A 25,202-nucleotide genomic window follows, 5' to 3' on the forward strand; every position below is an offset into this window, starting at 1 on the left:
TCGTAATATTATTATTCTTTAATACCTGAATCAATTTATTCAACAACTGACGAAGAAGTTTTGTTATGATATGGTATAGTAGGCGAGGTGCAATCAAATGAATGTTCATTATCCAAACGGTAAACGTTATATCCCCAAACCCCAGCCATCCTTTGCGAATTCTTTAAAGAAAAATGGGACATATAGTAACAGGGGAATGACTTTGGAGGAAGACTTAAATGTGACAAATGAATATTACCTAGAGAACAATATTGCTGTGATTCACAAAAAACCCACACCGGTTCAAATTGTACAAGTGGATTATCCAAAGAGAAGTGCAGCTGTAATTAAGGAAGCATATTTTAAACAAGCTTCTACTACAGATTATAATGGAGTATATAAAGGACGATATATTGATTTTGAAGCAAAGGAAACGCAATTAAGCAGTTCCTTTCCGCTTAAAAATTTTCATGAGCATCAAATCAAACATATCTCTTCGGTTCTTAATCAAAATGGAATCAGTTTTGTTATCCTTCGCTTTTCTACGATCGAGGAGATTTATTTACTAGAGGGAAACATGTTACTTTCATTTTGGAATAGAATGATAAACGGTGGAAGAAAATCTATTACATTAGAGGAAATTGGACAGAATGCTCACCTCATATCAGTTGGCTTTCATCCAAGAATTGACTATATTAAAGTAATAGATAAACTTTATCAACTCTAAATAGTCGTTTACAAAGGAAAGGTAGGAAATAAATATGAGTGAGAAATACCAATCAAGAGAGGATCGCCGAAAAAAACTTTCTAATCAAAATAAAAAAGGAAAGAAGAAATCGGCTGGTTTATGGAAAAAGGTATTTCTATCAATTGTCATTATTGGACTAATTGGTGTCATTGCAGGTGGAGTCACCGTGGCAATGATCTTAAAAGATACACCTAAGCTAGATGAAAAATTATTAAAAGACCCTGTTTCTTCAAAAATACTAGACAAAAATGGCGAGGTTGTAACAGAGCTAGGAGCCGTTATCCGTGATTATGTTGAATATGATGATATACCAAAGTTAATGGAAGATGCCGTATTGGCAACCGAAGATGTTCGATTCTACAAGCATCATGGCATTGATTTCATCCGTCTAGGAGGGGCAGTCATTGCCAATTTCACGAATGGATTTGGATCTGAAGGAGCTAGTACGATTACCCAGCAGGTTGTTAAGAATTCGTTCCTAACAACCCAGAAAACATTAACAAGAAAAATTCAAGAAGCTTGGTTAGCTTATCAGCTAGAACAAAAATATACGAAAGAAAAAATCTTTGAAATTTATGTAAACAAAAACTTAATGGGAAAAAATCTTCACGGTATTAAAACAGCTGCACATATCTATTTCGGGAAAGAGTTAGAAGAATTAACGCTACCTGAAGCAGCTGTTATTGCCGGATTACCACAAAGCCCTAATAACTATAACCCTTTTTATTATCCTGAAAGAGCAGAAAAAAGAAGAAATATTGTATTGACGTTAATGCATCAACATGGGTATATTTCGAAAGAAGAAATGGAAGCAGCGAAGAAAGTTCCGATTGAATCCACGCTTGTGAAGGAAGAAGATCGCGAGCAGGATGATAACCCTTATGAATCATTTGTTGATGCAGTCATTGACGAAGTGAATAATCAAGGTGACTATGATATTTATTCGGATGGATTAACGATTCACACGACACTAGACCCTGATGCACAATCTTATGTTGAAAATATTTTAAACACAGATGACGTAATTGAATATCCAGATGATGAATTTCAAGCCGGTATCGTATTATTAGATACGAAAACAGGTGCAGTGAGTGCCATTGGCGGTGGACGTAATCAAAAGGGGAAAAGACCCTTTAATTATGCTATTGACACAAAACGTCAACCTGGTTCCACGATAAAACCAATTTTAGATTATGGTCCAGCGATTGAATTTTTACAATGGGGTACATACCATACCCTCGACGATAAACCGACCAAATATTCAGGGAATAGTACCACCCAACCAAAAAACTGGGATAAACAATATATGGGACCTATGACAATGAGAGAAGCGTTAGCTCGTTCTAGAAACACGACTGCTATTCAAACTTTACAACAGGTTGGCACCGAGAATGCGAAGGAATTTGCTCAGAACTTAGGACTTCCGCTTGAAGAAGTATATGAATCGTACGCAATTGGTGGTCTAGAAACGGGTGTATCCCCTCTTCAAATGGCTGGAGCCTACAGTGCATTTGGGAATAATGGCTTTTACACAGAACCATACACAGTATCGAAAATAGAATTAAGAGATGGCACTGAAATAAATACGAAACCGGAAATGCAAGTTGTTATGAAAGACTATACAGCTTTTCTTATTACCGATATGTTAAAAAGTGTAGTAAAGGAATCATATGGTACGGGGGGAAGAGCAAATGTCCCTCGCCTTCATATAGCAGGAAAAACGGGTACTACGAACTATTCCGATGACGAGATGCAAAAATATAATGTCCCAAGAGGGGCTGTTCCAGACGCTTGGTTTGCTGGATACACACCTGATTATACAGCCGCAATATGGACAGGATATAAAAATCGAAAAAAATATATACCATCCGGAAATGATCAAAGAATCGCCCAATATTTATTTAAAAATATTATGGAATACGTTTCTAAGGATATAGAATCTACAGATTTTACCGTTCCAAAAAGTGTAGAAAAAGTCCAAATTGAAAAAGGCACCTTCCCTGCTAAATTAGCAAGTCCGTTTACACCAAAGGATCAAATATTATATGAGTGGGCTGTAAAAGGTAAGGCGCCTAAAGAAACTTCAACAAAATTCGATAAAGTAGATATACCTGGAAACTTCATTGCAACCTATGATCCTACAATGAATGAAATTAAACTAACATGGGACTATCCTTTAACTGGAACTGTAGAATCTCCTATTGATTTTGAGGTAAGTGCCTCTTTAGATGATGGTGCAGATCAGATTCTGGAGACAACGAAAGAAAAAGGACTTCTCGTGACAAAACCTGTAGTTGGTGGGATATATACCTTTAAGGTTGTTGCAATTAGAGGAGAATTACGAAGTGAGCCTGCTGTAGTTATGATCGAAATTCCAAATCCTATTGACTTGGGTGGCGGAAATGACGAAAATCTAAATGATGATGGAAATAATAACGGTACAGGCGAGAATCCAAATAACGGCGAGACCGATGGAACCGATCCAAATGATGATGATACTGGTTCTAATAACGATTAAACAAATAGAAAAAGTGACTCAGCTACTGCTTAGTCACTTTTTTTATGGCTATTTTTTTTCTATATTGCTTTTCTTGTTCTGACATTAATTCTACTAACTGAATAAAAGAATGATAAAGATTTGGACGTTGTTTAATAAATTCAAGGCGTTCATTTACATTGACCGGCTTCCAATGTAACGCTGAATAGTTCATTGAAAGATCGTCTCGTACGATATCATTACTCCACGAAAGAAAATTAAGAAATAAATCAATTCCTTCTTGCATTGGACCAAGAGTGTTTTTTCGATCTCTATTTTCAAAAAGTTGGATTAGCTTTAATTTTAATTCTGACCATTGGTCTAATAATAAAAGGATGTGGTTCTCAAAACACTCAACTTTCACGCGGTATCCTTTCCTTTCATTCGTTTTTTTCCTTCCCTACAAATGTGTAACAAAGGACAAGAACCACATTGAGGGTTTTGAGCCTTACAGTGGTATCTTCCAAAAAAAATTAATCGATGATGCGTATCTGACCATTCATCCTCAGGTATTTTCTTCATTAGTGTTTTTTCAACCTCTAAGACAGAATCTTTCCATTTGCAAATTCCTATACGTTTACTTACTCTCTCCACATGTGTATCGACTGCAATTGCTGGAATTCCGTAGGCAACTGACATAACAACATTTGCCGTCTTTCTCCCAACCCCTGGAAGTCTTTGAAGTTCGTCACGTTCTTTAGGAACAATACCGTCGTACTCGTCTAGAAGTAACTGGCAAAGTTTTTGAATATTTTTTGCTTTATTGCGAAAAAGTCCAATGGAGCGTATATCGTTTTGTAATTCCTCTAATGACACTTTTAAATAATCTTCTGGAGTTTTGTATTTTTGAAATAAATCCTTCGTAACTTTATTAACTAATACATCAGTACATTGTGCCGATAAAGCAACAGCAATAACTAGTTCAAAAGGATTTGAATGAACAAGCTCACAATGTGCATCAGGAAATAATTCACCCATTTGATCTAACGCATATCTAATTTCAGTTTTATTTAACATTGTTTTATCCCCTCTTTGAAATCCTTTTATTACATTAGTTATTCAAAAAAAGAGAGAAAATTAAATTTCTCCCGTTACGTCTTCTAGCCAGTTATAGATAGGAACTGGGTTAGTAGATGGTTTTTGATTGACTGCTTGTCTAGGTTTTTGTCGAAATTTTAACCCATAGCTTTTTGCTTGCTCAACCGTTTTAATTCCATTCCTCTTCCATTCAAATAAAATACGATCGATATATCTAAAATTCAATTTACCTGATATCACAGCTTCTCTTAGCGCCGCTTTAATGATAATGGTATCATGACGATCATCATCCAACCACATCGATAAAGTTTCGATTTCAAATGGTGAAAGCGGACGCCCAAACTCTGTTTCGAAACAAATATATAAATCGGATTCCGATGTACTTTTGATTACATGATCTTCTGATTTTCTTATTAATAAAAATTGCTCAATAACTTTCTCCCACAGTGGTTCAAGTGAGTATTTTTCATAACGAATACCTTCAGAACTATATTCATCAGAGATTTCAATAAATCCCTTTTGTACTAATGATCTTAGCATATTTGCACAAATATCAGCTGATGATGTCATTCGATTTGACAATTCTTCTGGGGTAGGAAAATCATTTCCTTTATTTTGAAAAGAAATAACTTGAAGAATTAAAACTAACTCCGATTCATTTAGTTTTAAAGATTTGAAATGAGTAATTAGAAAGGATGGTATGTTAATACTTCCTTCATTAGCCCAAGCGATAAGATTCATTTTATCCATCAATGCCACCTCCATACTAGTATAACATGAATGTTTCCTTGTCGGTACGGATACTGATTGGACACATGACCAACAATTACAAGTGAAAAAAATGCGTAAGCGCCTTGATCAGCCCCGACAAGCAAATGCTTCGACATCCAGAAAGTCATTCTTTGACTTTTTGGGTGTCGAACATTTGACCTCGAGGGGCTAGGCGCTGAAGCTGGATTATAAAATAAAATGAAAAGTCGATGTCGACTTTTCATTTTATAGTTGTATACTACTTCTTTTTATTATTAATAAATTGTTCCATTCTAGAAATGGCTTTTTCTAATGATTCCAAAGAGGTTGCATAGGATAAGCGAATAGTGTCTGGGGAACCGAAACCAGAACCAGGGATAACAGCGACCATTGCCTCTTCTAATAATCCTTCTACAAAATCATCAACGGATTGAAATCCAGTTATCTCTGCAGCCTTTTTCACATTAGGAAATAAATAGAATGCTCCTTGAGGTTTAATACAGGTTACGCCTTCAAGGGAAATTAGTTTATCATATATGGCATTTAAACGGTCTTCAAATGCTCGCCGCATTTCTTCAACAGGTTCCGCAGGTCCTGTGTAAGCAGCAATCGTTCCGTATTGAGCGGTTGTTGTTGGGTTTGATGTACTATGGCTAGCAAGATTTGTCATCGCTGTAATGATTTCGCTATTCCCCGCAGCATAACCAATCCGCCACCCTGTCATTGAGTGGGACTTTGAAACCCCATTTATTACAATCGTTTGTTGTTTTAATTGTGGCGAAAGCTGAGCAATCGATACATGTTTATTCTCACCATAAACGAGTTTCTCATAAATCTCATCAGAAACAATGATGATGTTTTTCTCAAGACAAACTCTACCCAATTCCATTAGTTCTTCTTTAGAATAAATCATCCCAGTAGGATTACTTGGAGAATTTATGATTACTGCTCGTGTTTTATTCGATATGGCTGCTGATAGTTGTTCTGGGGTAATTTTATAATCATTATGTTCTGCTCCGTCTACATATACAGGTACTCCTCCTGCAAGCTTCACTTGTTCAGGATAACTTACCCAATAAGGAGTTGGAATTATAACTTCATCCCCATCATCAAGAATGACTTGAAATAATGTGTAGAGAACATGCTTTGCCCCATTACCCACGATGATTTCATTCGGTTTGTATTCGATTTCTTGATCTTTTATAAATTTCTCGATAATCGCTTGTTTTAGAGCTGGCAGTCCTGCAGATGGAGTATATTTTGTATAACCTTTATTCATCGATTGTAATGCAGCATCAATGATATGCTGCGGAGTATTAAAATCTGGTTCTCCTGCACCTAAGCCGATTACATCAAAACCTTGCGCTTTTAATGCTGCGGCTTTTGCTGTAATGGCAAGTGTGGTTGACGGGGTTAATGCCTTAACTCTATTGGCTAGCTTTATGTCCATTGAAGTATTTCCTCCCAAAAAATTATAAATTTTCTATTTTTTTAAGCCATTCACCTGTTTCAAAATCAACATAATAATAATTAATTAAATTGGATTCAGAAAGATAATATATTTCCCAAAATGGAATCCCTTTTTCCATTCCTAATCGCACATCGACAATTTTTTTAGGTTTTGTAAATTGAAAAACTTTTTCAATAGCTTCCTTTTCAGAAACCCCATTTTTTTCTTTTCTTGTTATTAACTTTTTGGGGTTTTCGGGAATCCAAACAATGATTTTTTCGCCTTCACGGTTTTTCCCTTTTACAACCGAAATCGTTTCAAGTCCATGATATAGTTCATACTCATCAACCGATTCCATTCTAGTTTCTTCTAAAGCAATTTTTATGGCCTCTTGTTCCGCACTTTTGATTGGTTTAACTGATTGATTATAAGTAAAAATGAAAACAACAATAATTAAGAATAAGAAACATAAGAAAATCCAAAGGAATTTTTTCATTGATATCACTCAGTCTCTATGTACGATAAATAGTAAAAATCGCTTTATTTTGATCTTCTCGTGCTAATGCTAAACCAAACATTAAATTTTCATGTTTTAAAGTTCGATTTAAAGTGTCGACAATTTTGTATAATTCAGGACTGTTTTGTATTGTTACAGTCGAAAGAATCTCAATCTTACTTTCCATTGGAAAAATCCTCCTAAAGATGAACAATATATTACTTATAACAATGTGATAATCGGTCATAATATGATTACGAACCATTAGTCAACTTCCATCACTATTATAGCAGTTGAAAATCTATTCGTTAATGTTTTTTCATTGTTAAACACAAAATACTTTCTAGTCCACTTGTCTTGGCTGTGCTAAATTGCACGGCTTTTTTTCTGGACCGATTTAGCCTATTTTTAAAGCCACCTTCTCATGGTTTCGAGAATTCCATTTAAACTTAATTCCTTTACTGGCACATCTGGGATTGACTTTAAAAAGGCGCTTCCATACTTTGTATGAATAATTCTTCTGTCAAATACGATCAAAACTCCTTTATCTTCATCGGTACGAATTAATCTACCAAAACCCTGCTTGAAACGTAAAACAGCTTCTGGCAAGGATACTTCGAGAAATGGATTTCCTCCAAGAGCTTTTACTTCTTCACACTTTGCCTGAATAAACGGATCATCTGGTGGTGTAAAGGGGAGTCTAACCATTATTAAGCAAGAAAGATCTTCACCTGGAATATCAATCCCTTCCCAGAAACTACTCGTTCCAAGGAGGATAGCTTTCTCAAACTTTTGAAAATTCTTTGTTAATCTCGTACGACTTCCACTGGAAATACCTTGCGCGATTAATGCATATTCCTCTAGTAAGCCACTTTCTTTCATTAGATTATAGGTTTTTCTAAGCATGTCATGAGAGGTAAATAAGATAAGCATACGTCCTTTAGTTACCTCTGCTATAGAAATAATTTGTTCAGTAATTGCTGCTACATAATTTTCAAGACTTACTTTCTTGATATCTGGTACATCTTGGGGAACAAAAAGCTTCATCTTATTTTTATAATCAAAAGGAGATGGAATTGTTAAAGTATTGGTTGTTGCTTCCATACCCATTTCATTTAAGATATAATCAAATCCATTATTCACCGTTAATGTCGCAGAAGTTAAAATTACGCTTTTTTTATCCGAAAAGAATTGCTTATTTAGTTGCTCGGATATCGAAACAGGTTGTAAATAAACAGTTGTTGAATTCTGATAGGCTCTAAAATCAATTTCAATCCAAGAAACATCTTTCTCATCTGGATGTAAAAAAATACGAGTAATATTTTCTCTAAGCCTTGTAAGGTCTTCCAATCCTTGTGTTATTCCGTCCAATAATCGTTGATCCGATTCTTTTAATCCTTTTAAATCCCCCATTAAATCACAGCCTAATTGGATCGTATCAATAAAATCTTTTAATGTGAAAGAAAATCGCTCCGAACTATGAAGTAAGCTCTTAAAATGACTTGATCCTCTATCTATTTTATGGCTTATTTTTGAAGTTGGTTCACTACTACTTGTATTTTTCACAAAGATCCGAATCGCTTTAAAAAATTCATCCATTTCAAAAAATAGATCCGTAATTAATTTAGACATTTTTTCAAAGGGAAATGATATATGATCAATCTTTCTAAGCCAGTGGTCTAATTTATATAAAAGTTGCTTTTGATCAAATAATCCAAATTGATTCAATTGTAAACGGATTGTAAAATAATCCAATTGTGCACCAAAATATTTGAGTGCCACTTTATGAAACTGATGTCCCTCGTCTAAAATAATATAATCGATCTTACGCAGTAAATGTTTTTGACTAGATAAATCTGATAAAAGCATATTGTGATTCGTAATGACTAACTCAGCTTGGTTAACCTTCTTTTTTGCCCTTAAATAAAAATCCTTTTCAGCTAATTCGCCTTTATCTGATTCTTTACTATGTCTAATTCTTTTCCAAAAAATTTGTCCCCCACTTGATAAGTTTAATTCATCGACATCTCCTGTCTTCGTTTCTAGTAACCAAATTAAGATTTGCATTTTCGTTAAACATGAATCGTAATTATCTTCATGATCACGTAAGCTTTCGGCAAATTTTGATAAACTTACATAATGGGTTTTCCCCTTATACAAAGCAATATTGATGTCAAATGGCAGCATCTTTTTTAAAAGGGTAAGATCATTTCCAATGAGTTGGCTTTGAAGTTGGGTCGTAAAAGTACTAATTAATACTTTATTTTTTGTGTGCTTTGAAAAATATGCTGCAGGTAAAAGATAGCCTAAAGATTTTCCAATTCCTGTTCCGGCCTCTAACATTGAATGATGTTCATTAATAAAGGCTTCATATACATGATCCATTATTTGAAACTGACCCTTTCTTCTTTGATATTTGGAAAAGGCTTTTTTTATTTGATTTTCCTTATCATTATGGGAAACTGGATATGGATATTGAATTATCTCTGTACTTTTCCATTTAGCTTCATCCATTTCTTTGTAAAGAACAAGTCCGTTAACTATTTCTAAAGTATGAGGCAACACTTTCCATTCTCGCGCTTTTTCTTCAATCATTTCTTCGAATAGCAACTGAATATCACTTTTTAACCCTCCTGCTAGTTCACTTAACTGAGTGCAAGTTGGAAATGGAATCTGATTCATTTTATTTAAAAAATGCAATAATATTTTTGCTGTTACTAAGGCATCACTATCTGCCTGATGTGGTCGATCATGCTCAAATCCAAATTGAATTGCTAAATCGTTTAATTTATAGCTATCCATAGTAGGATAAAGAAATCTTGCCATCTCAACCGTGTCAATGACTGAACCAAAAAAGCCTTCTTGATTTGCCAATACTAGCTCTTCTTGTAGAAAAGAAAGATCAAAGAGAACATTGTGTGCAACAAAATAAGCATCCTTCAGAAGAATTTGGATTTTAGGAGCCAATTCTTCAAAAAAAGGTGCATGGGTAACCATATCATCATTGATTCCTGTTAATTCTTCAATAAAAATCGGAATAGGCATATTCGGATTCACGAGCGAAGAAAAGGTATCTACAATTTGACCATTTTCAATGATAACCGCTGCAAATTGAATGATTCGATCTCCTTTTTTCGGCGAATTTCCAGTTGTTTCTAAATCGATCACAACATATTTATTATTCATTATTACACCTCGAAACATCTATCTATAAAAGGTATCATATTATGTATGAAAATGATAATTTTATCATTATTATTGTAACCTTCAGAACGGAAAAATCCCCTTCTAGAGGGGATCTTTGAATTCATATAATTTTTTTACATTACTGTCAGCGGGGGTTCTGCTGAAATGCGTTCAACTATTTGATTATTTTCATCCATAATGGCTACCTTTGGTTTATGAGATTCTATTTTTTCTTCTGCCACGAGAACATAGGAAATAATAATAACTACATCTCCCTTTTGAACAAGTCGTGCAGCTGCCCCATTCACGCAAATCACACCACTTCCGCGTTCTCCAGGTATAATATACGTTTCAAAGCGTGAGCCATTATTATTATTTACAATTTGAACCTTCTCATTTGCTACCATTCCTACAGCATCAAGTATATCTTGGTCAATCGTTATACTTCCTACATAGTTTAAATCTGCCTCAGTTACTCGAGCTCGATGGATTTTTCCATTCATCATGGTGCGAAACATTGGTTGTTCCTCCTCCTATTGATTATCTATCTCTTTAAAAAATAATATTATCAATTAATCTAACATCAGAAAATTTAACGGCTAATGCGATAATGATTTTCCCATCCAAGTGATCAATTGGCTTTAATTGAGGATATGAGTATATTTCAATATAATCAATTACTGCACTTGTATGTTTTTGAATATATTCATTGATATATGCAATGATTTGTTCTGTATTTCTCTCACCATTTTCAAATCTTTCTTTAGCGAGCTGCAAGCCTTTATATAGATGAGGAGCTTCTTGTCTTTCCTGATCCGTTAATCGAATATTTCTTGAGCTTTTTGCTAAACCATCATTTTCACGAATCGTTTCCACGGGAATTAATTCAATTGGAAAATTGAAATCATGAATAAGTCCATCAACAACAGCTACTTGTTGAGCATCTTTTAACCCAAAGTAGGCTTTATGTGGTGAAACAATATTAAATAATTTTACTAAAACAGTTGCCACCCCATCAAAATGGCCGGCACGAGAACGTCCACAAAGGACTTCTGTCCGATCCTGAACTTTTACTAGAACGGAAGGTTCAGTGGGGTACATTTCATTTACAGAAGGATAAAATACATAATCGACTCCCTCATTTAATGCTAGTTTGTAATCTCTATCGAAGTCTCTAGGGTAAGTCTCAAGATCCTCATTTGGCCCAAACTGCAATGGATTAACGAAAATACTAATAACTGTTACGTCATTTTCACTTTTAGATTTTCTAATTAGGTTTAAATGACCTTCATGTAAATAACCCATCGTCGGAACAAATCCAATTGATTTGGATTGAGTTTTCTGCTTGGTCATTTGTTTTTGCATTTCATGAATGTTTTCAATTATTTGCATTTACTTTCCTCCATATAAGCCCTTTAATTCATCTTCTTTCATAGAAAAAGAATGTTGTTCTTCAGGAAAAGACCCATCTTTCACGTCAGAAACATAGGATTTAATTGCCTCTATAATTTGAGTTTGAATATTATCAAATTGTTTAACAAATCTCGGGACACGATCCACACCATAACCGATCATATCATGATACACCAATACTTGCCCATCAACATTTAAACCTGCACCAATGCCAATTGTTGGAATGGAAACCGCCTTTGATATTTCATTTGCCAATTGTTTAGGAACGCATTCCAATACAATCGAGAAAGCACCTGCTTCCTCACATTTTTTCGCATCCTCAATTATTTTTTGGGCTGCTTTAGCTTCTTTTCCTTGAACTTTATAGCCTCCCAATACATTAACTAATTGAGGTGTTAAACCTAAGTGGGCCATCACCGGAATTCCCGCCTTTGTTAGAGCAGAAATTTTATCTATAACCTCATCTGCCCCTTCAAGCTTAACAGCATTTCCACCTGTTTCCTGAATTAAACGACCTGCATTTAGGAGAGCATCTTTCGTTGTTGTATGATAACTTAAAAATGGCATATCTACGACAATAAAGGTATTTTTCGCACCGCGTTTAACTGCTTTAGCATGGTGGACCATATCATCTATTGTTACTGGAATTGTCGAATCATAGCCAAGTACAACCATACCTAATGAATCCCCAACTAATATCATATCTACTCCTGAGGCTTCTGCTTGTTTCGCAGTTGGATAGTCGTAGGCTGTAAGCATGGCAATTTTTTCATTTGTTGCTTTCATTTTTATAAAATCCGTCGTTTGTTTCAATCGTTTTCCTCCTTCTACTGTAAAGCTAAAATGCATTCCATTTGACACCCTAGCTAGACAACGAAAAAAGGTAACGAAACGATGTTTAGAGTGACATCCCATAGAAAAGAAAGGATATGTTTTTTTGGACTTCGAAAATTGTCCAGCTCCAGCGCCTAGCTCCTCGAAGTCAAATGTTCGAAATCCAAAAAGTCAAAGAACGACTTTCTGGATTTCGAAGCATTTGTGTCGGGGCTAATCAAGGCGCTTCCGCTTTTCTATTAAAAAAGGATCTTTCCGCATGGCAGAAGGATCCTGTAATTCCCTAAGTCGTTTCATCCCTCTGTCCTTGTCCGATAATGGATCTAGGCAGAACTTCAATTGTTTGTAATAAAAAGCTCGTTCTCAAGGTGCAGTTCCCTATGGATACTGCCCACTAGGTATTATAACAAAACCTAATTCATTTTGGCTAGATTGATCTACTTATAGGAAAAAAATTATTCTCCTATTTCAATATCAGCTGAATACACAAGATGTATTTTACCAGTAGAATCTTCAATTCTTAATACTCCATCTTCTGTAATTCCTAACGCTTTTCCTTCAATTGTATTCGTAAGCGTCCGTGCTTTTATTTCTTTCCCAATGCTACATGCATATCCTTCCCATAAAAGCTTAATAGGATAAAATCCATTTTCCAAATACATTTGATATAATTTTTCTAAATGAATCAGAACACTACGTATTAAAGCTGACCTAGAAATGGTTGAACCTTGCTCAATGGCAATGGAAGTAGCAATATCATGTAGTTCCTCTGGAAAATCGGCTTTTAACTGATTTACGTTAATCCCCATGCCAATTATGATTGAATGGATTCGATCAGACTCGGCTTGAAGTTCAGTTAGTATTCCCGTCATTTTCTTACCATTAATCAAAATATCGTTTGGCCATTTTATTTGTGGTGATAAATCCGTCATTTCTTCTATCGCTTGTACCACTGCAACAGCGGCAATCAATGTCAGTTGAGGTGCTTTGGCAAGCACCACTTTTGGTCGCAAAATAACACTCATCCAAATACCTGTATATTTTGGTGAATGCCATTTACGATCCATTCTTCCCCGACCAGATGTTTGCTCTTCTGCTACAATAATTGTTCCTTCTGGTGTATTCTCATTTGCTAGTCGATGAGCAACTTTCTGAGTCGAATCGACACTCTCTTCATAATGAATCGATTGTCCTAGAAATGAAGTTTTTAACCCAAGGCGAATTTCATCTGCGGTCACTTTTTCAGTTGTTTTAATAATTCGGTAACCCTTATTCCTTATAGCCTCCAAGATAAAACCTTCTTTTCGCAGCTCCTCCATATGTTTCCAAACGGCCGTTCTTGAACAACCAATCACATCCGCAAGCGCTTGACCAGATATAAACTCATCTTGGTGATTAGAAAAAGCATCCAATAATTTTTTTCTTATTTCGGATTGCAAGTTGTTTGCCACTCCCTTATTGCTTCCTTTTCATTAAGAATATTTCCTAATAGAACTTCCTGTTCGATCTTCATTAGTAATTCTTTTACCCACGGCCCACCAGGTTTCATATTCCAATTCATTATGTCTTGACCAGTGACCACTAAATCGCCAAGCTCTTTAATTGGAAGTTCATTATACAAGCTTTTTAGTTTATCTATTTGTTCCTCCATTTGAATTCCATTTATGACATTATAAATTCTTTCCACACTCATACTTACTTCTATTCCGGATTGATATATTGCCACTTTAGACCAGTTTTGTAAGAAGCGTTTTGATAGAAAATTTGATATTTTTTCAATCTCTTTAATTTTTTGATTTGATAGCTTCCATTCTTTTAACAAAATTTTAGATTCTTTTACAGATAAATTTAATGTAAAAAGTAGAATTGTCCACATTTCCGTTAATTTTAAATGACTTAAGGAATAGGCAATCGTTTTCCTGATCGCTTTCTCTTCATCCTTAAGTCCTGGTAAAAATGCGTTTAATTCCGCCTTAAGCAAAATTTCCAAAGCTTTATTACGATTTTTACCCGTTAGAAGCTTTTCAAATTCCTTCGTTTTTCGCTCAATAGAAATATTCATTAGTAAAGGGCCAAATTGTCTTAATGCAGCAAATGTGTCAATCTCAATATCGAAGGATAACTGGCTTACAAAACGAACAGCACGCATCATACGCAGTGCATCTTCAGAAAAACGCTCCTCAGCTTTACCGACTGTTTGAATCAATTTTCTTTTAATATCAGAATGACCATTAAATGGATCAATTACTTTTCCAAAACGATCCATGGCAATAGCATTCATTGTAAAATCTCTTCTTTTCAAATCCTCGTATAAAGAGCGAATAAAGGTAACATCTTTCGGTCTTCTGAAATCTACATAATTTGACTCACTTCGAAAAGTTGTTACTTCATAAGTTTTCCCATTGTATAAAACAATGACTGTACCGTGTTCAATTCCTACATCAATTGTTTTTTGAAAAATACATTTAATTTCTTCTGGAGTAGCAGATGTAGCGATATCAACATCATCAATTTCTTTTTTTAATAAATAGTCTCTTACAGATCCTCCTACAAAATAGGCTTCAAAACCTGCTTCTTCTATTTTATCTAGTATTGGCACGGCATCCTGAAACGCTTGTAACATATGATCACCTTTTCCAAAGTAAGATCCACTGTATCTATTCCAAAAGTTGATAGTAGATATTTTCATATTGTGAAACAATATGGTCTGCTCGAAATTTATCTTGAACTGTTTTAATCGATTTCTCAGAATACTTTTCATGTAAAAGTGGATCATTTAAAAGGGTAATCGCTTTATCAGCAATCATATCAATATCTCCAACAGGGCAAGTAAATCCATTCTCCCCATCTGTAATTACTTCAGGAATTCCACCTATATTTGTACCTATACATGGGACCCCACATGCCATTGCTTCTAATGCCACTAAGCCAAAGCTTTCTTTTTCTGATAATAAAAGCATAAGATCACTTAAACTATAAAGCTCCTCAACATTATCTTGTTTGCCAAGAAATAATACCTTATCTCGCAAGCCAAGTTCAGCCACTAAATTACACACAACTGTCATCTCAGGACCATCCCCTACTAAAAGGAGCTTCGTAGGAAGATGTTGGGCAATTTTTGCAAAAGCCTTCACAACATCTGGAACTCGTTTAACAGCCCGAAAATTAGAGACATGAATAATTACTTTTTCCTCTTTATGTATTTGGAACTCATCTTTTAAGGCCTGTGAATTGATTTTTTGATAGACGCGTTCATCAATAAAATTATAAACAGTTTCAATTTTTTTCTTTGGATTTAACAGTTCATTTGTTTCTTTTATTAAAGAATTAGATACTGCGGTAACATAATCTGATTTTTCAATGCCAAATTTTATCGCCTCAGATAGGGAACGATCAGATCCTAGAACCGTTATATCTGTTCCATGAAGAGTTGTCACAATTTTTATATCTCTTGTGATCATTTGTTTTGCTAAAATAGCACAGATGGCATGCGGCATCGCATAATGTACATGTAAAATGTCTAGATTTTCTCGATTTGCTACTTCTGCCATTTTACTTGCTAATGCGATATCATACGGTGGAAATTGAAAAACATTATATTGATTAACATCTACTTGATGATAGTAAATATTATGGTACATTTTCTTTAAACGAAAGGGTAGGCTAGATGATATGAAATGTATCTCATGTCCTTTTTCCGCTAACATTTTTCCTAATTCCGTTGCTACAACACCTGATCCGCCAACCGTTGGATAACAGGTAATTCCAATTTTAAGCTTTCTCATTTATTTACCCCTCATTTAGCAAGGTCTAGCAGTAAAGGCTTTTTGGTTTTGAACCCTTCGGCATAACCTACCCCAACCTCTTTACCAAACATTTTTTCCCTTGCCTCGATTGTTTCGATATAACCATTAACTAACGGAGTATCTACAGTTTCATCCGATTTAATAAATTGACTCTCGTAAGCCTCAAGACTTAATTTCTTCACATTTATTTGCTTTGTAATATCGACGACAAAATCAGGTTTGTGAAAACCATTTATCATGAAAAAATACATATTTTTCACTCGATGTGATTCTGTATGTGTATAGGTTTGATACTTTTTAATTCCTGCTGAGAAGACCGCTTCCTCTACAATTCGTGCACAATTTCCATGGTCAGGATGGCGATCCTCAAAATAAGGTGCAAAAACGGTATCCGGTTTATATTGACGAATGATCTCGGCAACCTTTCTAATACGCTCGTCATCTATGAAAAGACCTCGATCTGGAAATTTCAATGTAGTTCGAATTGATACTTGCAATATATCTGCTGCCTTATTAGCTTCCTTCTTCCTAATCTCTACATTTCCATTGGATGAAAGTTCTGCTTCCGTTAAATCGCAAATCCCTATTTTCATTCCCATTGCTGCATACTTAGCAATCGTCCCACCCATACCGATCTCCACATCATCGGAATGTGCTCCAAAAGCCAATATATCAAGTTTTCGTTCATTCATTTGTTTCACTACCTTTAGATTTCACTATGTTTCTCCATTGCAAATATCCTTCATCTAATCCTCTAATGAGCATTTCAGCCGTCCCCATATTCGTAGCTAGCGGAATAGAATATACATCACATAAGCGAACGAGTGCTGTTACATCAGGCTCATGAGGCTGTGCTGTTAAAGGATCACGAAAGAAAAAGACAATATCCATTTGGTTTTTTGCAATCATCGAACCAATTTCTTGATCACCACCGAATGGACCAGATTTAAATCTTACAATACTAAGTCCTGTAGCTTCCATTATTCTTAATCCAGTTGTACCAGTGGCAAATAATTGATGTTCTTCAAATATTGATTTATAGGCGATAGCAAATTGTACTAAATCATCCTTTTTATGATCATGTGCAATTAAAGCGATGTTCATCGTTAAACTCCTATTCTAAAATGTTTTCCAGTCCATAGACGAATTGGTTCATTTTCATAACATTTTCAACTGCCACTTTGACACCAGACATAAATGAAGCTCGATTATAAGAGTCATGGCGAATGGTTAATGTTTGTCCATCTGCCCCGAACATCACTTGCTGGTGGGCAATTAATCCAGGTAAACGGATCGAGTGGATATGCATTCCATCCATGTCCGCTCCTCGTGCACCTTGAATCGTTTCCTTTTCATCTGGATGACCTTGTTTCTTTGTAAGTCTAACTTCTGAAATCATTTGTGCGGTTTTGACTGCTGTGCCTGATGGAGCATCAAGCTTTTTATCATGATGCAATTCGATAATTTCAACATCTTGGAAATATTTAGCCGCCATTTGTGAGAATTTCATCATTAAAATTGCACCAATAGCGAAATTAGGTGCAATGATACAACCTAAATCTTTTTCTTCACATAAGTCATTCAACTTCTGAAGCTCTTCATTTGTAAAGCCTGTAGTTCCTACTACAGGGCGAACACCGTAGTTTAATGCCTTTTGAGCGTGGTACATCCCTACTTCAGGTGTGGTAAGATCGATTAACACATCAGCAGCTACTTGTTTAAAGCAATCAACGATATTACTAAAAATCGGAACATTAATACCACCGAATCCTTCAATATCAGATAGTTGCAGACCATTATTTTTATTGTCGATAACTGCCATTAATTCAAAATGAGGTGTTTCATTTACTAAATTTACAGCTTCTCTACCCATTCGACCACGTGGTCCTGCAATGACAATCTTAATTGTTTTCATATTTCTTTACTCCTCTTTCGTATTGTCTAACTTCGTCCAACGATCCTTGTCACGCGTCTTGAATTTATTCATAACAACTTCATGAGCTTCCTCGATATCAATATGTAATGAATTTGCTAGACAAACTAGGACAAAAAACAAATCTCCTAGTTCTTCTTCTATTGTCTTTTCTTTTTCCATTTTTTTCTTTGGTTTTTCACCGTAATAATGATTGACTTCTCTAGCTAATTCTCCTAATTCCTCCGTTAATCTAGCTAGCATTGCTAGCGGGCTAAAATATCCTTCTTTAAATTGGCTAATATATGTATCTACATCAGCTTGTATTTCTTTCATTGTCTTTTGTGAAGACATTTCATTCACCTCAAGTCCAAGTCTATGCATGTACTATTTTACATATATAAATATGTTAGCTAAATAATCCTCTTTTTACAATATTTTCGTCTATACTTCTATTATTTAGAGTAGATTGCTCACTCTTTTTATATCCTATATAATAAGAGTCGCTAGCAATCGTTGGAAAGGGTGGATATTATTGCTTTATGGTTTAAAATTTAAAAATTTCTTTTTCATTTTATTAGGTGCAGCAATCTTTTCTTTTGGACTTGTACATTTCAATATGCAAAATAATTTAGCGGAGGGTGGATTTACAGGTATTACCCTGTTGCTTTATTTTTTGTTTAAATGGGACCCTTCATATACAAACTTAATATTAAATATTCCTCTATTTATTATTGGTTGGAAATTTCTAGGTCGAAATGCTTTTATTTATACGATAATAGGAACGGTTGGGGTATCGATCTTTCTATGGATATTTCAAAGATATAGTATCCATATGCCACTAAAAGAAGACTTAACATTAGCTGCCCTCTTTGCTGGTGTATTCATCGGAATTGGTTTAGGGATTATATTTCGATTTGGCGGGACAACTGGTGGTGTAGATATTATCGCAAGACTTGCCCATAAATATGCTGGCTGGGGTATGGGGAAAACGATGTTTATGTTTGATGCGGTTGTGATCACACTCTCACTTATTTTTTATTTAACCTATAAGGAAGCAATGTATACACTAGTTGCAGTATTTGTTGGTGCAAGGGTCATCGATTTTATCCAAGAAGGTGCCTATTCCGCAAGAGGGGCTATGATCATTTCAGATCAAAATGATTTAATCGCAAACAAGATTATGCAAGAAATGGAAAGAGGCGTAACCGTTTTAAAAGGGTATGGATATTTTACTAAGAGTGAACGTGAGGTTTTATATTGCGTTGTCGGCAAAAATGAAATTGTTCGATTGAAGGGCGTTATCACTTCTGTCGATCCTCATGCATTCGTCTCTGTAAGTGAAGTGCATGATGTTTTAGGTGAGGGCTTTACTTTAGATGAAAATAAAAAGCCGATTGAAAGATAAGAAAAGCGGAAGCGCCTTGATCAGCCCCGATAAAGAAGACTGGTCGATTGGCGAGAGTAGCGAAGCCAGAGACCTAGTCGCACTTATGCAAACCGTTCTTTGGTTTGCCAAGCAAATGCTTCGCCACCCAGAAAGTCGTTTTTTGACTTTTGTGTGGCGAACACTTGACCTCGAGATCGACTAAAACGCGACGTCCTTTCGCATTGTCGTCACTAGTACATCCTGTACGTCAGGGCTAGGCGCTGGAGCTGGACCTAGTAAAGAGCCTGTCCGAAACGGACAGGCTCTTTACATTTCAATTAATCGTCGTTTCTCATTCCTGTATAGATGAGTATTAGACGAAGAAGTTCCATTACAGCCACCGCTGCTGCTGCCACATACGTTAATGCTGCGGCATTTAATACCTTTTTTGTTTCTCTTTCTTCATCATTTCTAATTAACCCTAAAGAAATGACTTCATCCATCGCACGGTTGGATGCATTAAACTCTACTGGAAGTGTGACTATTTGGAATAAGACAGCTGCAGCCATAAAAAGAATTCCAAGAAGCACCATACCACTTATATGTGCAAAAAAACCAATCATTATAATTATCCACGAAAAATTCGAACCAATATTTGCGACTGGAACCAATGCGTGACGAAGCCGCAAAAATGTGTAATTTTCTTTATCCTGAATAGCATGCCCAGTCTCATGGGATGCTACTGCAGCAGCTGCTAGCGAATAACCTTGATAAACATCTGGCGAAAGTCGAATGACTTTTGATCTCGGATCATAATGATCACCTAGAAAGCCTTTCGTCATTTCAACACCAATTTGATATAAACCGTGATGATCCAGAATCCTTCTAGCTACCTCTGCCCCGCTAATATGGGAGGAATTTGCTACTTTTGAATACTTTGAAAAAGCAGATTTTACTTTCCATTGAGCCCATAATGGAATTAAGATAATAATCACAAAATAAATTAAATAATAACTCATTTTTACCTCCTTGATGCTCGATCTTGTTAGTTATATTATACCATTATTCACGGAAGTCTCGCTTATAATCCTTCTTTATTTCTTTATCACCTTTATATTTTTTCCAACCTACGTAGGATAATGTCATAATGATAATACTTCCAGTTGAAATCATAACCCACCACAAAGAAGGATCCGCTTCGTCCTCTGACATTTCATCGAATATTGACTTTAGATCGGTTTCAAGAGCAAATAATTCTTTTTGACTAGTCGCTTGGGCGATTATTTCCGGTCTATATTCGTCAATAAACTTTATCCTTGCATCTAATTGTTGGACCCGTTCAGCAGATAAATCAATTTTCAAACTTGGATAAACCATTTTATAAAGTTGTAAAAAAGCATTAAAATTATCATGAAATCCGATATGATCACCACTATTGGCTGATTCTTTCACTTGATTAAATGTGGTCATGATAGGACCTTCCATTTCCGTCCATAAAGGCTGATGAGAGGAGGAGATAGCATCAATCACTAATCGGAACTTTGTTAATTGATTAATCCTTTCAGGCTGGTCCATATTCAAGCTTGTTGCTGCCTCAAGGGCATCATTATGTGAAATTGTAACGATTCGTAATTCATCCATTGAAAAATGCTGACCATTTCCCTTAAAGATAAGAAATTTATCTGAAAAATATTGAAGAAGCTTTTTTGCATCTTCATTCCTATTTAATTTAACCATTTGTAAGGCATCATCTGAAATATGGTCTAATTCAGATAAAGGCGACATTGTTTCTGCACTCACATAAAATGGTAATGAAATAAATATAGTTAGGAATATGCTTAATACTTTTGCTTTCATCCTTGTCCCCCCTCTAATCACTAATAAAATGTATGAAGGGCTGGACAAGTTTAGACCACATTAGTATAAATTTCAGATTATCAATAGTGTAACTTTAAGCGGTTTTTTTTCATTCCAAAATAATAGGCTAATGTGATTGATAGTATTGATAGCCAGAATGTGAAATAACCTATTTGTGGTGTATATAAGTCTAATACATGATACTTTGGTAGCATAAAGAATACATAATCAATCACATCATTATGTAAAGTCCAAATAGCTGTGACTACTAAATGCCATATTTTGATACGATAGAAAGGAGCATAGAGTAGTCCTTGAATGGCCATCGCAAGATGTGAAAAAATAAGCATGTAGCCAATCCAGTCCAATTCTCCTGTAACAACTAGTACGAGAATATTCATAACAACTGCCCAAATACCATATTTAAACAATGTAACCATAGCTAATGATTCAATCAAACCCCAATTTTTCCTCATTAGAAAAGCAATTAATACGAATACAAAAAAGAGACTTGCTGTAGGGCTATCAGGTACGAAGATTAAAAACTTTGTCGGTGTTTCTTCTAACTGCCACCCATACCAATAATATCCATAGGCAGTTCCTAGAATATTAACGATAAGTAAAAGGAATAGAATACTTCGATTCGTTAAAAATGCATACATCCAATTCACTATTGATTCCTCGTTTCATTCAATCTGCCCTTATTTTACCATATAAATGAGGTTAAAATAAAAAGCTGACGCATATACGCCAGCTTTTTTGAATAAAATTATTTAGCTTCTAAGCTAGAGATGAATTCACCAAGTTTTTTCAACTCTTCATCTGTTCCTTTAAAGATACCTGCTGGCATTCCACCATCTGTACCATTTTTAGCGATGTCCATAACTTCTTCTGGAGTTAAACCAGTATCAACAAGTGCCGGTGCACCTGCTCCACCTGTTAAGTCTCCACCATGACAAGTAAGACATGTGTTTGCTTCCATGATTTTATATCCTTCAGCTTCTTTATCTACATCCACTTCAGCTACAATTTTCCCTTGTTTAGCTGCAGCTTCCCAGTCGTGAGTTGCAACAGATTCCCAAGTTAAATAGAAAATACCTGCAATGGCTAAAAGCATAAAGCCAGTAGCTAAAGGACGCTTCGAAGGACGACGATGTGGTCCACGATCAATAAATGGTGCAAGCAGTAAGCCGCCAAATGCTAAACCTGGCATAATGAATGCTCCGATTAAAGTATATGGTCCAGAAGCATAAGTATATTTTAACAATTGATATAAGAATAAGAAATACCAGTCTGGTAATGGAATATATGCTGTATCAGTAGGATCAGCTATTCTCTCTAATGGAGATGGGTGAGCTACTGTTAAACATAAATAACCGACTAAAAATACTGCTCCTACCATCCACTCTTTTAATAAAAAGTTAGGCCAGAAAGCTTCGGTTTTACCAGGGTATTCCGAATAATCTTTAGGAATATTCGGTTTTCGCTCTGCTGGAACACGAGAGTCTCCAACAAACTTCATCCCTTTTCCACGATGCATTGTGTAATCCCCCTCCTTTTTTTCGTAAGGTCTTATAATTAATTCTTATAGTGGACCTGATATTCCTTGTTTACGAATCATAATAAAGTGAGCACCCATTAATCCTAATAATGCACCAGGTAAGAAGAATACGTGGATAGCAAAGAAACGAGTTAATGTTTGTGCACCAACGATATCTGCACTACCAGCTAGTAGGATCTTGATTTGAGTACCAATTAATGGCGTTGCCTCAGCAATTTGTAAACCTACTTTTGTTGCAAATAATGCTTTCATATCCCATGGTAATAAATAACCAGTGAAACCTAATCCAAGCATAACGAAGAAAATTAGAACTCCAACAACCCAGTTTAGTTCACGTGGCTTTTTATAAGCTCCTTGGAAAAATACGCGTAACGTATGTAAGAACATCATTACGATGACTAAACTAGCTCCCCAGTGGTGCATTCCACGAACAATTTGTCCAAATGCCACTTCGTTTTGGAGATAGTATACAGATTGCCATGCATTTTTAATATCTGGTACATAATACATCGTTAAAAACATACCGGATAGAATTTGGATCACAGTTACAAAGAATGTTAATCCGCCAAAACAATAAACAAATGCCGAGAAATGATGAGCAGGGTTTACATGTTCTGGTACTTCATGGTCTGCAAGATCACGCCACAAAGGCGTAATATCTAAACGCTCATCAACCCAATCATAAATCTTGTTTAACACTGATTACGCCTCCTTTCGTGGTTTTGCTTTACCTAAATACAAGAAACCATCCTTTTCCTTGAATGGAAATACATCCAATGGAGCGAGTGGTGGTGTACCAGGAACATTTGTGCCATCCTTAGTATAACGACCATAATGGCAAGGACAGAAAAATTGTTCTGGATTAGCCTTGTCCGTATTCCAGTCAACTGTACAGCCTAAATGTTTACAAACAGGTGATAGAGCTACAACTTTGCCATTATCATCTTTGTAAACCCAAGCAGTGCCAGTTACTTCTGATTCATACCACGCATCTACTTGTGTGAAAGTATAATCGACACGGACAGGTTCATTTGTTAGATCAGCTACTTTTTGCTTTGTTGGAATGAAATCTCCAGCGGCCTCTGCTTTCAAAACAGGGTCAATTGCAAAACGAACCATTGGCATTAACATGCCTGCAGCCATGAATCCGCCTACACCTGTTAATGTATAGTTTAGAAACTGACGTCTAGAAACTCGATTTTTGCTCATGCTTTTCCCCCCTCTATTACAAAATGAAGTAAATTAGACATAATTCATACATATAAAACTAGGACATAACCATGATATATCAATCTCTATTGAAGGTCAATAACATACTTCACAATCTAAAATTATTCTTCATTTCGCCATCTTTGTGTAAATAAATTCAATAATTGTTTAACTTGGTCTTGCAAAATCGCATTTTTCTGATTCTCTTCCATATGTTCTAAAGGAAGGGCTGGCAACCAAATGAGAGATCCACCTAATTGTTGTTCCTTTATCTTCCAATCGCTATCAGACGTTACATAGAAGATATGTTTGAAATTTTCTTCCTTTAACCAATTTTCCCACTCTAATAGATCACTTATAAGCTGGTCTAAATTCTTTTTCTTAAAATAGGTAAAACCCTGCAATAATATTAATCTGCCTTTAAATTGTCTTTCCAATTGAATCGTTAATAAATTTGTAAACTCAGTCATGTTTGCTGTTTGCTTTACATCATCCCCAAACGAGATTGGATATAGAGGAATAACAATAGTATCAACATATTCTTTTGCATTCACAAACATTTCGATATCTTGCGGTATCCATTTCATTTGCTTCACTCCAACATCTAAAATTCCTCTATAATCATATCATTATTATGGGCAATTTTTCTAAAAAAATTATCCATATACCTATAATTAGTTCTACACATAAAAATAATCCCTTCTATTTATCAAAAAGTTTCACAAAATTGTCACAAACAGAAAAGCGGAAGCGCCCGTTTAACGTACGACAGGACTGGCTCGCTCCTTAATCTAGCTGCGGCTTCTAGCCCCTCGAGGTCATAAGCCACTCCTGACAAGAAGGTAAAAGGCAACCTTCTTGTCAGGACCGACTTATGCTTTTCGGGGCTGGACAGTCGCCTCGCTTTTTAAATCATGAGATAAAGGAAACACGAAGAGCGTAAGCGATTCGATGTTAACTTATCGTATGGAGGAGAGGGACAGTAATCTAGTCGCTGGGCGCGGAAGCTAGACAATTTTCAAAGTCAAAAAGAAGCCTAAATTAAATAGGTTCATTTA

At 35.5% G+C, this 25,202-nt stretch carries 27 protein-coding genes; 3 read left to right on the plus strand and 24 right to left on the minus strand.

Features of this window, described 5'->3' with window-relative positions:
* Positions 1 to 97 precede the first annotated feature (97 nt).
* Both recU and ACFSO7_RS17830 read left to right on the plus strand, forming a co-directional pair.
* Positions 98 to 706 carry a Holliday junction resolvase RecU gene (gene recU / locus ACFSO7_RS17825; RefSeq protein ID WP_377878699.1) on the plus strand — a complete coding sequence of 203 codons (609 nt, stop codon included), beginning with the start codon at positions 98 to 100 and terminating at the stop codon, positions 704 to 706.
* 34 nt (positions 707 to 740) lie between these two features.
* Positions 741 to 3,245: a transglycosylase domain-containing protein gene (locus ACFSO7_RS17830; protein WP_377878700.1), complete on the plus strand. Its 2,505-nt coding sequence runs from the start codon at positions 741 to 743 to the stop codon at positions 3,243 to 3,245.
* A gap of 22 nt (positions 3,246 to 3,267) precedes the next feature.
* Here the strand turns inward: ACFSO7_RS17830 and ACFSO7_RS17835 are convergent, their stop codons facing one another.
* The 17 genes from ACFSO7_RS17835 to ACFSO7_RS17915 form a co-directional block, all read right to left on the minus strand.
* A complete protein-coding gene (locus ACFSO7_RS17835) occupies positions 3,268 to 3,627 on the minus strand; it encodes a YpoC family protein (RefSeq protein ID WP_377878701.1) in 360 nt (119 codons plus the stop codon).
* Complete coding sequence (nth, locus tag ACFSO7_RS17840; RefSeq protein ID WP_377878702.1) at positions 3,624 to 4,280, minus strand: endonuclease III; 657 nt, start codon at positions 4,278 to 4,280, stop codon at positions 3,624 to 3,626. Before nth ends, ACFSO7_RS17835 begins: the two co-directional genes overlap by 4 nt.
* A 60-nt stretch (positions 4,281 to 4,340) precedes the next feature.
* Positions 4,341 to 5,051 (minus strand): DnaD domain-containing protein, encoded by a 711-nt coding sequence (locus tag ACFSO7_RS17845; RefSeq protein WP_377878703.1) that lies wholly within the window; start codon positions 5,049 to 5,051, stop codon positions 4,341 to 4,343.
* Positions 5,052 to 5,310: 259 nt separating this feature from the next.
* Positions 5,311 to 6,501 carry a pyridoxal phosphate-dependent aminotransferase gene (locus ACFSO7_RS17850; RefSeq protein ID WP_377878706.1) on the minus strand — a complete coding sequence of 397 codons (1,191 nt, stop codon included), beginning with the start codon at positions 6,499 to 6,501 and terminating at the stop codon, positions 5,311 to 5,313.
* Positions 6,502 to 6,523: 22 nt separating this feature from the next.
* Entirely contained in the window at positions 6,524 to 6,997 is a 474-nt protein-coding gene (locus ACFSO7_RS17855) for a cell wall elongation regulator TseB-like domain-containing protein (protein ID WP_377878707.1), read from the minus strand.
* Between the two features lie 16 nt (positions 6,998 to 7,013).
* Positions 7,014 to 7,184 (minus strand): YpmA family protein, encoded by a 171-nt coding sequence (locus tag ACFSO7_RS17860; RefSeq protein WP_377878708.1) that lies wholly within the window; start codon positions 7,182 to 7,184, stop codon positions 7,014 to 7,016.
* 221 nt (positions 7,185 to 7,405) lie between these two features.
* Entirely contained in the window at positions 7,406 to 10,183 is a 2,778-nt protein-coding gene (gene dinG, locus ACFSO7_RS17865; RefSeq protein WP_377878709.1) for an ATP-dependent DNA helicase DinG, read from the minus strand.
* 134 nt (positions 10,184 to 10,317) lie between these two features.
* Positions 10,318 to 10,701 (minus strand): aspartate 1-decarboxylase, encoded by a 384-nt coding sequence (gene panD, locus ACFSO7_RS17870; RefSeq protein ID WP_377878710.1) that lies wholly within the window; start codon positions 10,699 to 10,701, stop codon positions 10,318 to 10,320.
* Positions 10,702 to 10,735: 34 nt separating this feature from the next.
* The gene (panC, locus tag ACFSO7_RS17875) at positions 10,736 to 11,575 is read right to left on the minus strand and encodes a pantoate--beta-alanine ligase (RefSeq protein WP_377878712.1); all 840 of its coding nucleotides are present in this window, start codon (positions 11,573 to 11,575) and stop codon (positions 10,736 to 10,738) included.
* Positions 11,576 to 12,409, minus strand: a complete 834-nt coding sequence (gene panB / locus ACFSO7_RS17880; protein WP_377878714.1) for a 3-methyl-2-oxobutanoate hydroxymethyltransferase — start codon at positions 12,407 to 12,409, stop codon at positions 11,576 to 11,578.
* A gap of 476 nt (positions 12,410 to 12,885) precedes the next feature.
* The gene (locus ACFSO7_RS17885) at positions 12,886 to 13,869 is read right to left on the minus strand and encodes a biotin--[acetyl-CoA-carboxylase] ligase (protein WP_377879467.1); all 984 of its coding nucleotides are present in this window, start codon (positions 13,867 to 13,869) and stop codon (positions 12,886 to 12,888) included.
* Positions 13,854 to 15,053 carry a CCA tRNA nucleotidyltransferase gene (locus ACFSO7_RS17890; protein ID WP_377878715.1) on the minus strand — a complete coding sequence of 400 codons (1,200 nt, stop codon included), beginning with the start codon at positions 15,051 to 15,053 and terminating at the stop codon, positions 13,854 to 13,856. The genes ACFSO7_RS17885 and ACFSO7_RS17890 overlap by 16 nt, the downstream gene beginning before the upstream one ends.
* Before the next feature lie 34 nt (positions 15,054 to 15,087).
* On the minus strand, positions 15,088 to 16,215 hold the full coding sequence (bshA, locus tag ACFSO7_RS17895; protein WP_377878716.1) for an N-acetyl-alpha-D-glucosaminyl L-malate synthase BshA: 1,128 nt from the start codon (positions 16,213 to 16,215) through the stop codon (positions 15,088 to 15,090).
* An 11-nt stretch (positions 16,216 to 16,226) separates the two neighbouring features.
* Entirely contained in the window at positions 16,227 to 16,928 is a 702-nt protein-coding gene (gene bshB1 / locus ACFSO7_RS17900) for a bacillithiol biosynthesis deacetylase BshB1 (protein WP_377878717.1), read from the minus strand.
* Positions 16,921 to 17,340, minus strand: a complete 420-nt coding sequence (gene mgsA, locus ACFSO7_RS17905) for a methylglyoxal synthase (protein ID WP_377878718.1) — start codon at positions 17,338 to 17,340, stop codon at positions 16,921 to 16,923. Before mgsA ends, bshB1 begins: the two co-directional genes overlap by 8 nt.
* 10 nt (positions 17,341 to 17,350) lie before the next feature.
* The gene (gene dapB, locus ACFSO7_RS17910; RefSeq protein WP_377878719.1) at positions 17,351 to 18,151 is read right to left on the minus strand and encodes a 4-hydroxy-tetrahydrodipicolinate reductase; all 801 of its coding nucleotides are present in this window, start codon (positions 18,149 to 18,151) and stop codon (positions 17,351 to 17,353) included.
* Positions 18,152 to 18,157: 6 nt separating this feature from the next.
* Positions 18,158 to 18,532 (minus strand): nucleotide pyrophosphohydrolase, encoded by a 375-nt coding sequence (locus ACFSO7_RS17915; protein WP_377878720.1) that lies wholly within the window; start codon positions 18,530 to 18,532, stop codon positions 18,158 to 18,160.
* Positions 18,533 to 18,683: 151 nt separating this feature from the next.
* On the opposite strand from ACFSO7_RS17915, the gene ACFSO7_RS17920 reads away from it, so the two are divergent.
* On the plus strand, positions 18,684 to 19,556 hold the full coding sequence (locus tag ACFSO7_RS17920) for a YitT family protein (RefSeq protein ID WP_377878722.1): 873 nt from the start codon (positions 18,684 to 18,686) through the stop codon (positions 19,554 to 19,556).
* Between the two features lie 299 nt (positions 19,557 to 19,855).
* On the opposite strand, the gene ACFSO7_RS17925 is transcribed toward ACFSO7_RS17920, so the two are convergent.
* From ACFSO7_RS17925 to ACFSO7_RS17955, 7 genes are all read right to left on the minus strand, one after another.
* Positions 19,856 to 20,536, minus strand: a complete 681-nt coding sequence (locus tag ACFSO7_RS17925) for a zinc metallopeptidase (RefSeq protein ID WP_377878723.1) — start codon at positions 20,534 to 20,536, stop codon at positions 19,856 to 19,858.
* 43 nt (positions 20,537 to 20,579) lie between these two features.
* Positions 20,580 to 21,374, minus strand: a complete 795-nt coding sequence (ypjB, locus tag ACFSO7_RS17930) for a sporulation protein YpjB (protein ID WP_377878724.1) — start codon at positions 21,372 to 21,374, stop codon at positions 20,580 to 20,582.
* 80 nt (positions 21,375 to 21,454) lie between these two features.
* Complete coding sequence (gene lhaT / locus ACFSO7_RS17935) at positions 21,455 to 22,045, minus strand: lipoprotein heptaprenylglyceryl N-acetyltransferase LhaT (protein WP_377878725.1); 591 nt, start codon at positions 22,043 to 22,045, stop codon at positions 21,455 to 21,457.
* Positions 22,046 to 22,143: 98 nt separating this feature from the next.
* Entirely contained in the window at positions 22,144 to 22,914 is a 771-nt protein-coding gene (locus tag ACFSO7_RS17940; protein WP_377878726.1) for a menaquinol-cytochrome c reductase cytochrome b/c subunit, read from the minus strand.
* Positions 22,915 to 22,959: 45 nt separating this feature from the next.
* Positions 22,960 to 23,634 carry a menaquinol-cytochrome c reductase cytochrome b subunit gene (gene qcrB / locus ACFSO7_RS17945; protein ID WP_377878727.1) on the minus strand — a complete coding sequence of 225 codons (675 nt, stop codon included), beginning with the start codon at positions 23,632 to 23,634 and terminating at the stop codon, positions 22,960 to 22,962.
* A 3-nt stretch (positions 23,635 to 23,637) separates the two neighbouring features.
* Entirely contained in the window at positions 23,638 to 24,144 is a 507-nt protein-coding gene (locus ACFSO7_RS17950; RefSeq protein WP_377878728.1) for a QcrA and Rieske domain-containing protein, read from the minus strand.
* A 122-nt stretch (positions 24,145 to 24,266) separates the two neighbouring features.
* Complete coding sequence (locus ACFSO7_RS17955; protein ID WP_377878729.1) at positions 24,267 to 24,731, minus strand: YpiF family protein; 465 nt, start codon at positions 24,729 to 24,731, stop codon at positions 24,267 to 24,269.
* Positions 24,732 to 25,202: the final 471 nt, after the last annotated feature.

It is taken from the genome of Bacillus sp. CGMCC 1.16607, from assembly GCF_042683745.1.
Taxonomy (GTDB): domain Bacteria; phylum Bacillota; class Bacilli; order Bacillales; family Cytobacillaceae; genus Pseudoneobacillus.

What these genes read in the sequence shown, in the direction of transcription:
- recU (WP_377878699.1), top strand. Translation starts at nt 98, where the DNA reads ATGAATGTTCATTATCCAAACGGTAAACGTTATATCCCCAAACCCCAG.
- ACFSO7_RS17830 (WP_377878700.1), top strand. Translation starts at nt 741, where the DNA reads ATGAGTGAGAAATACCAATCAAGAGAGGATCGCCGAAAAAAACTTTCT.
- nth (WP_377878702.1), bottom strand. Translation starts at nt 4,280, where the DNA reads ATGTTAAATAAAACTGAAATTAGATATGCGTTAGATCAAATGGGTGAA.
- ACFSO7_RS17845 (WP_377878703.1), bottom strand. Translation starts at nt 5,051, where the DNA reads ATGGATAAAATGAATCTTATCGCTTGGGCTAATGAAGGAAGTATTAAC.
- ACFSO7_RS17850 (WP_377878706.1), bottom strand. Translation starts at nt 6,501, where the DNA reads ATGGACATAAAGCTAGCCAATAGAGTTAAGGCATTAACCCCGTCAACC.
- ACFSO7_RS17855 (WP_377878707.1), bottom strand. Translation starts at nt 6,997, where the DNA reads ATGAAAAAATTCCTTTGGATTTTCTTATGTTTCTTATTCTTAATTATT.
- ACFSO7_RS17860 (WP_377878708.1), bottom strand. Translation starts at nt 7,184, where the DNA reads ATGGAAAGTAAGATTGAGATTCTTTCGACTGTAACAATACAAAACAGT.
- dinG (WP_377878709.1), bottom strand. Translation starts at nt 10,183, where the DNA reads ATGAATAATAAATATGTTGTGATCGATTTAGAAACAACTGGAAATTCG.
- panD (WP_377878710.1), bottom strand. Translation starts at nt 10,701, where the DNA reads ATGTTTCGCACCATGATGAATGGAAAAATCCATCGAGCTCGAGTAACT.
- panC (WP_377878712.1), bottom strand. Translation starts at nt 11,575, where the DNA reads ATGCAAATAATTGAAAACATTCATGAAATGCAAAAACAAATGACCAAG.
- ACFSO7_RS17890 (WP_377878715.1), bottom strand. Translation starts at nt 15,053, where the DNA reads ATGTTACAAGCGTTTCAGGATGCCGTGCCAATACTAGATAAAATAGAA.
- bshA (WP_377878716.1), bottom strand. Translation starts at nt 16,215, where the DNA reads ATGAGAAAGCTTAAAATTGGAATTACCTGTTATCCAACGGTTGGCGGA.
- bshB1 (WP_377878717.1), bottom strand. Translation starts at nt 16,928, where the DNA reads ATGAATGAACGAAAACTTGATATATTGGCTTTTGGAGCACATTCCGAT.
- mgsA (WP_377878718.1), bottom strand. Translation starts at nt 17,340, where the DNA reads ATGAACATCGCTTTAATTGCACATGATCATAAAAAGGATGATTTAGTA.
- dapB (WP_377878719.1), bottom strand. Translation starts at nt 18,151, where the DNA reads ATGAAAACAATTAAGATTGTCATTGCAGGACCACGTGGTCGAATGGGT.
- ACFSO7_RS17915 (WP_377878720.1), bottom strand. Translation starts at nt 18,532, where the DNA reads ATGCATAGACTTGGACTTGAGGTGAATGAAATGTCTTCACAAAAGACA.
- ACFSO7_RS17925 (WP_377878723.1), bottom strand. Translation starts at nt 20,536, where the DNA reads ATGAGTTATTATTTAATTTATTTTGTGATTATTATCTTAATTCCATTA.
- ypjB (WP_377878724.1), bottom strand. Translation starts at nt 21,374, where the DNA reads ATGAAAGCAAAAGTATTAAGCATATTCCTAACTATATTTATTTCATTA.
- ACFSO7_RS17940 (WP_377878726.1), bottom strand. Translation starts at nt 22,914, where the DNA reads ATGCATCGTGGAAAAGGGATGAAGTTTGTTGGAGACTCTCGTGTTCCA.
- ACFSO7_RS17950 (WP_377878728.1), bottom strand. Translation starts at nt 24,144, where the DNA reads ATGAGCAAAAATCGAGTTTCTAGACGTCAGTTTCTAAACTATACATTA.
- ACFSO7_RS17955 (WP_377878729.1), bottom strand. Translation starts at nt 24,731, where the DNA reads ATGAAATGGATACCGCAAGATATCGAAATGTTTGTGAATGCAAAAGAA.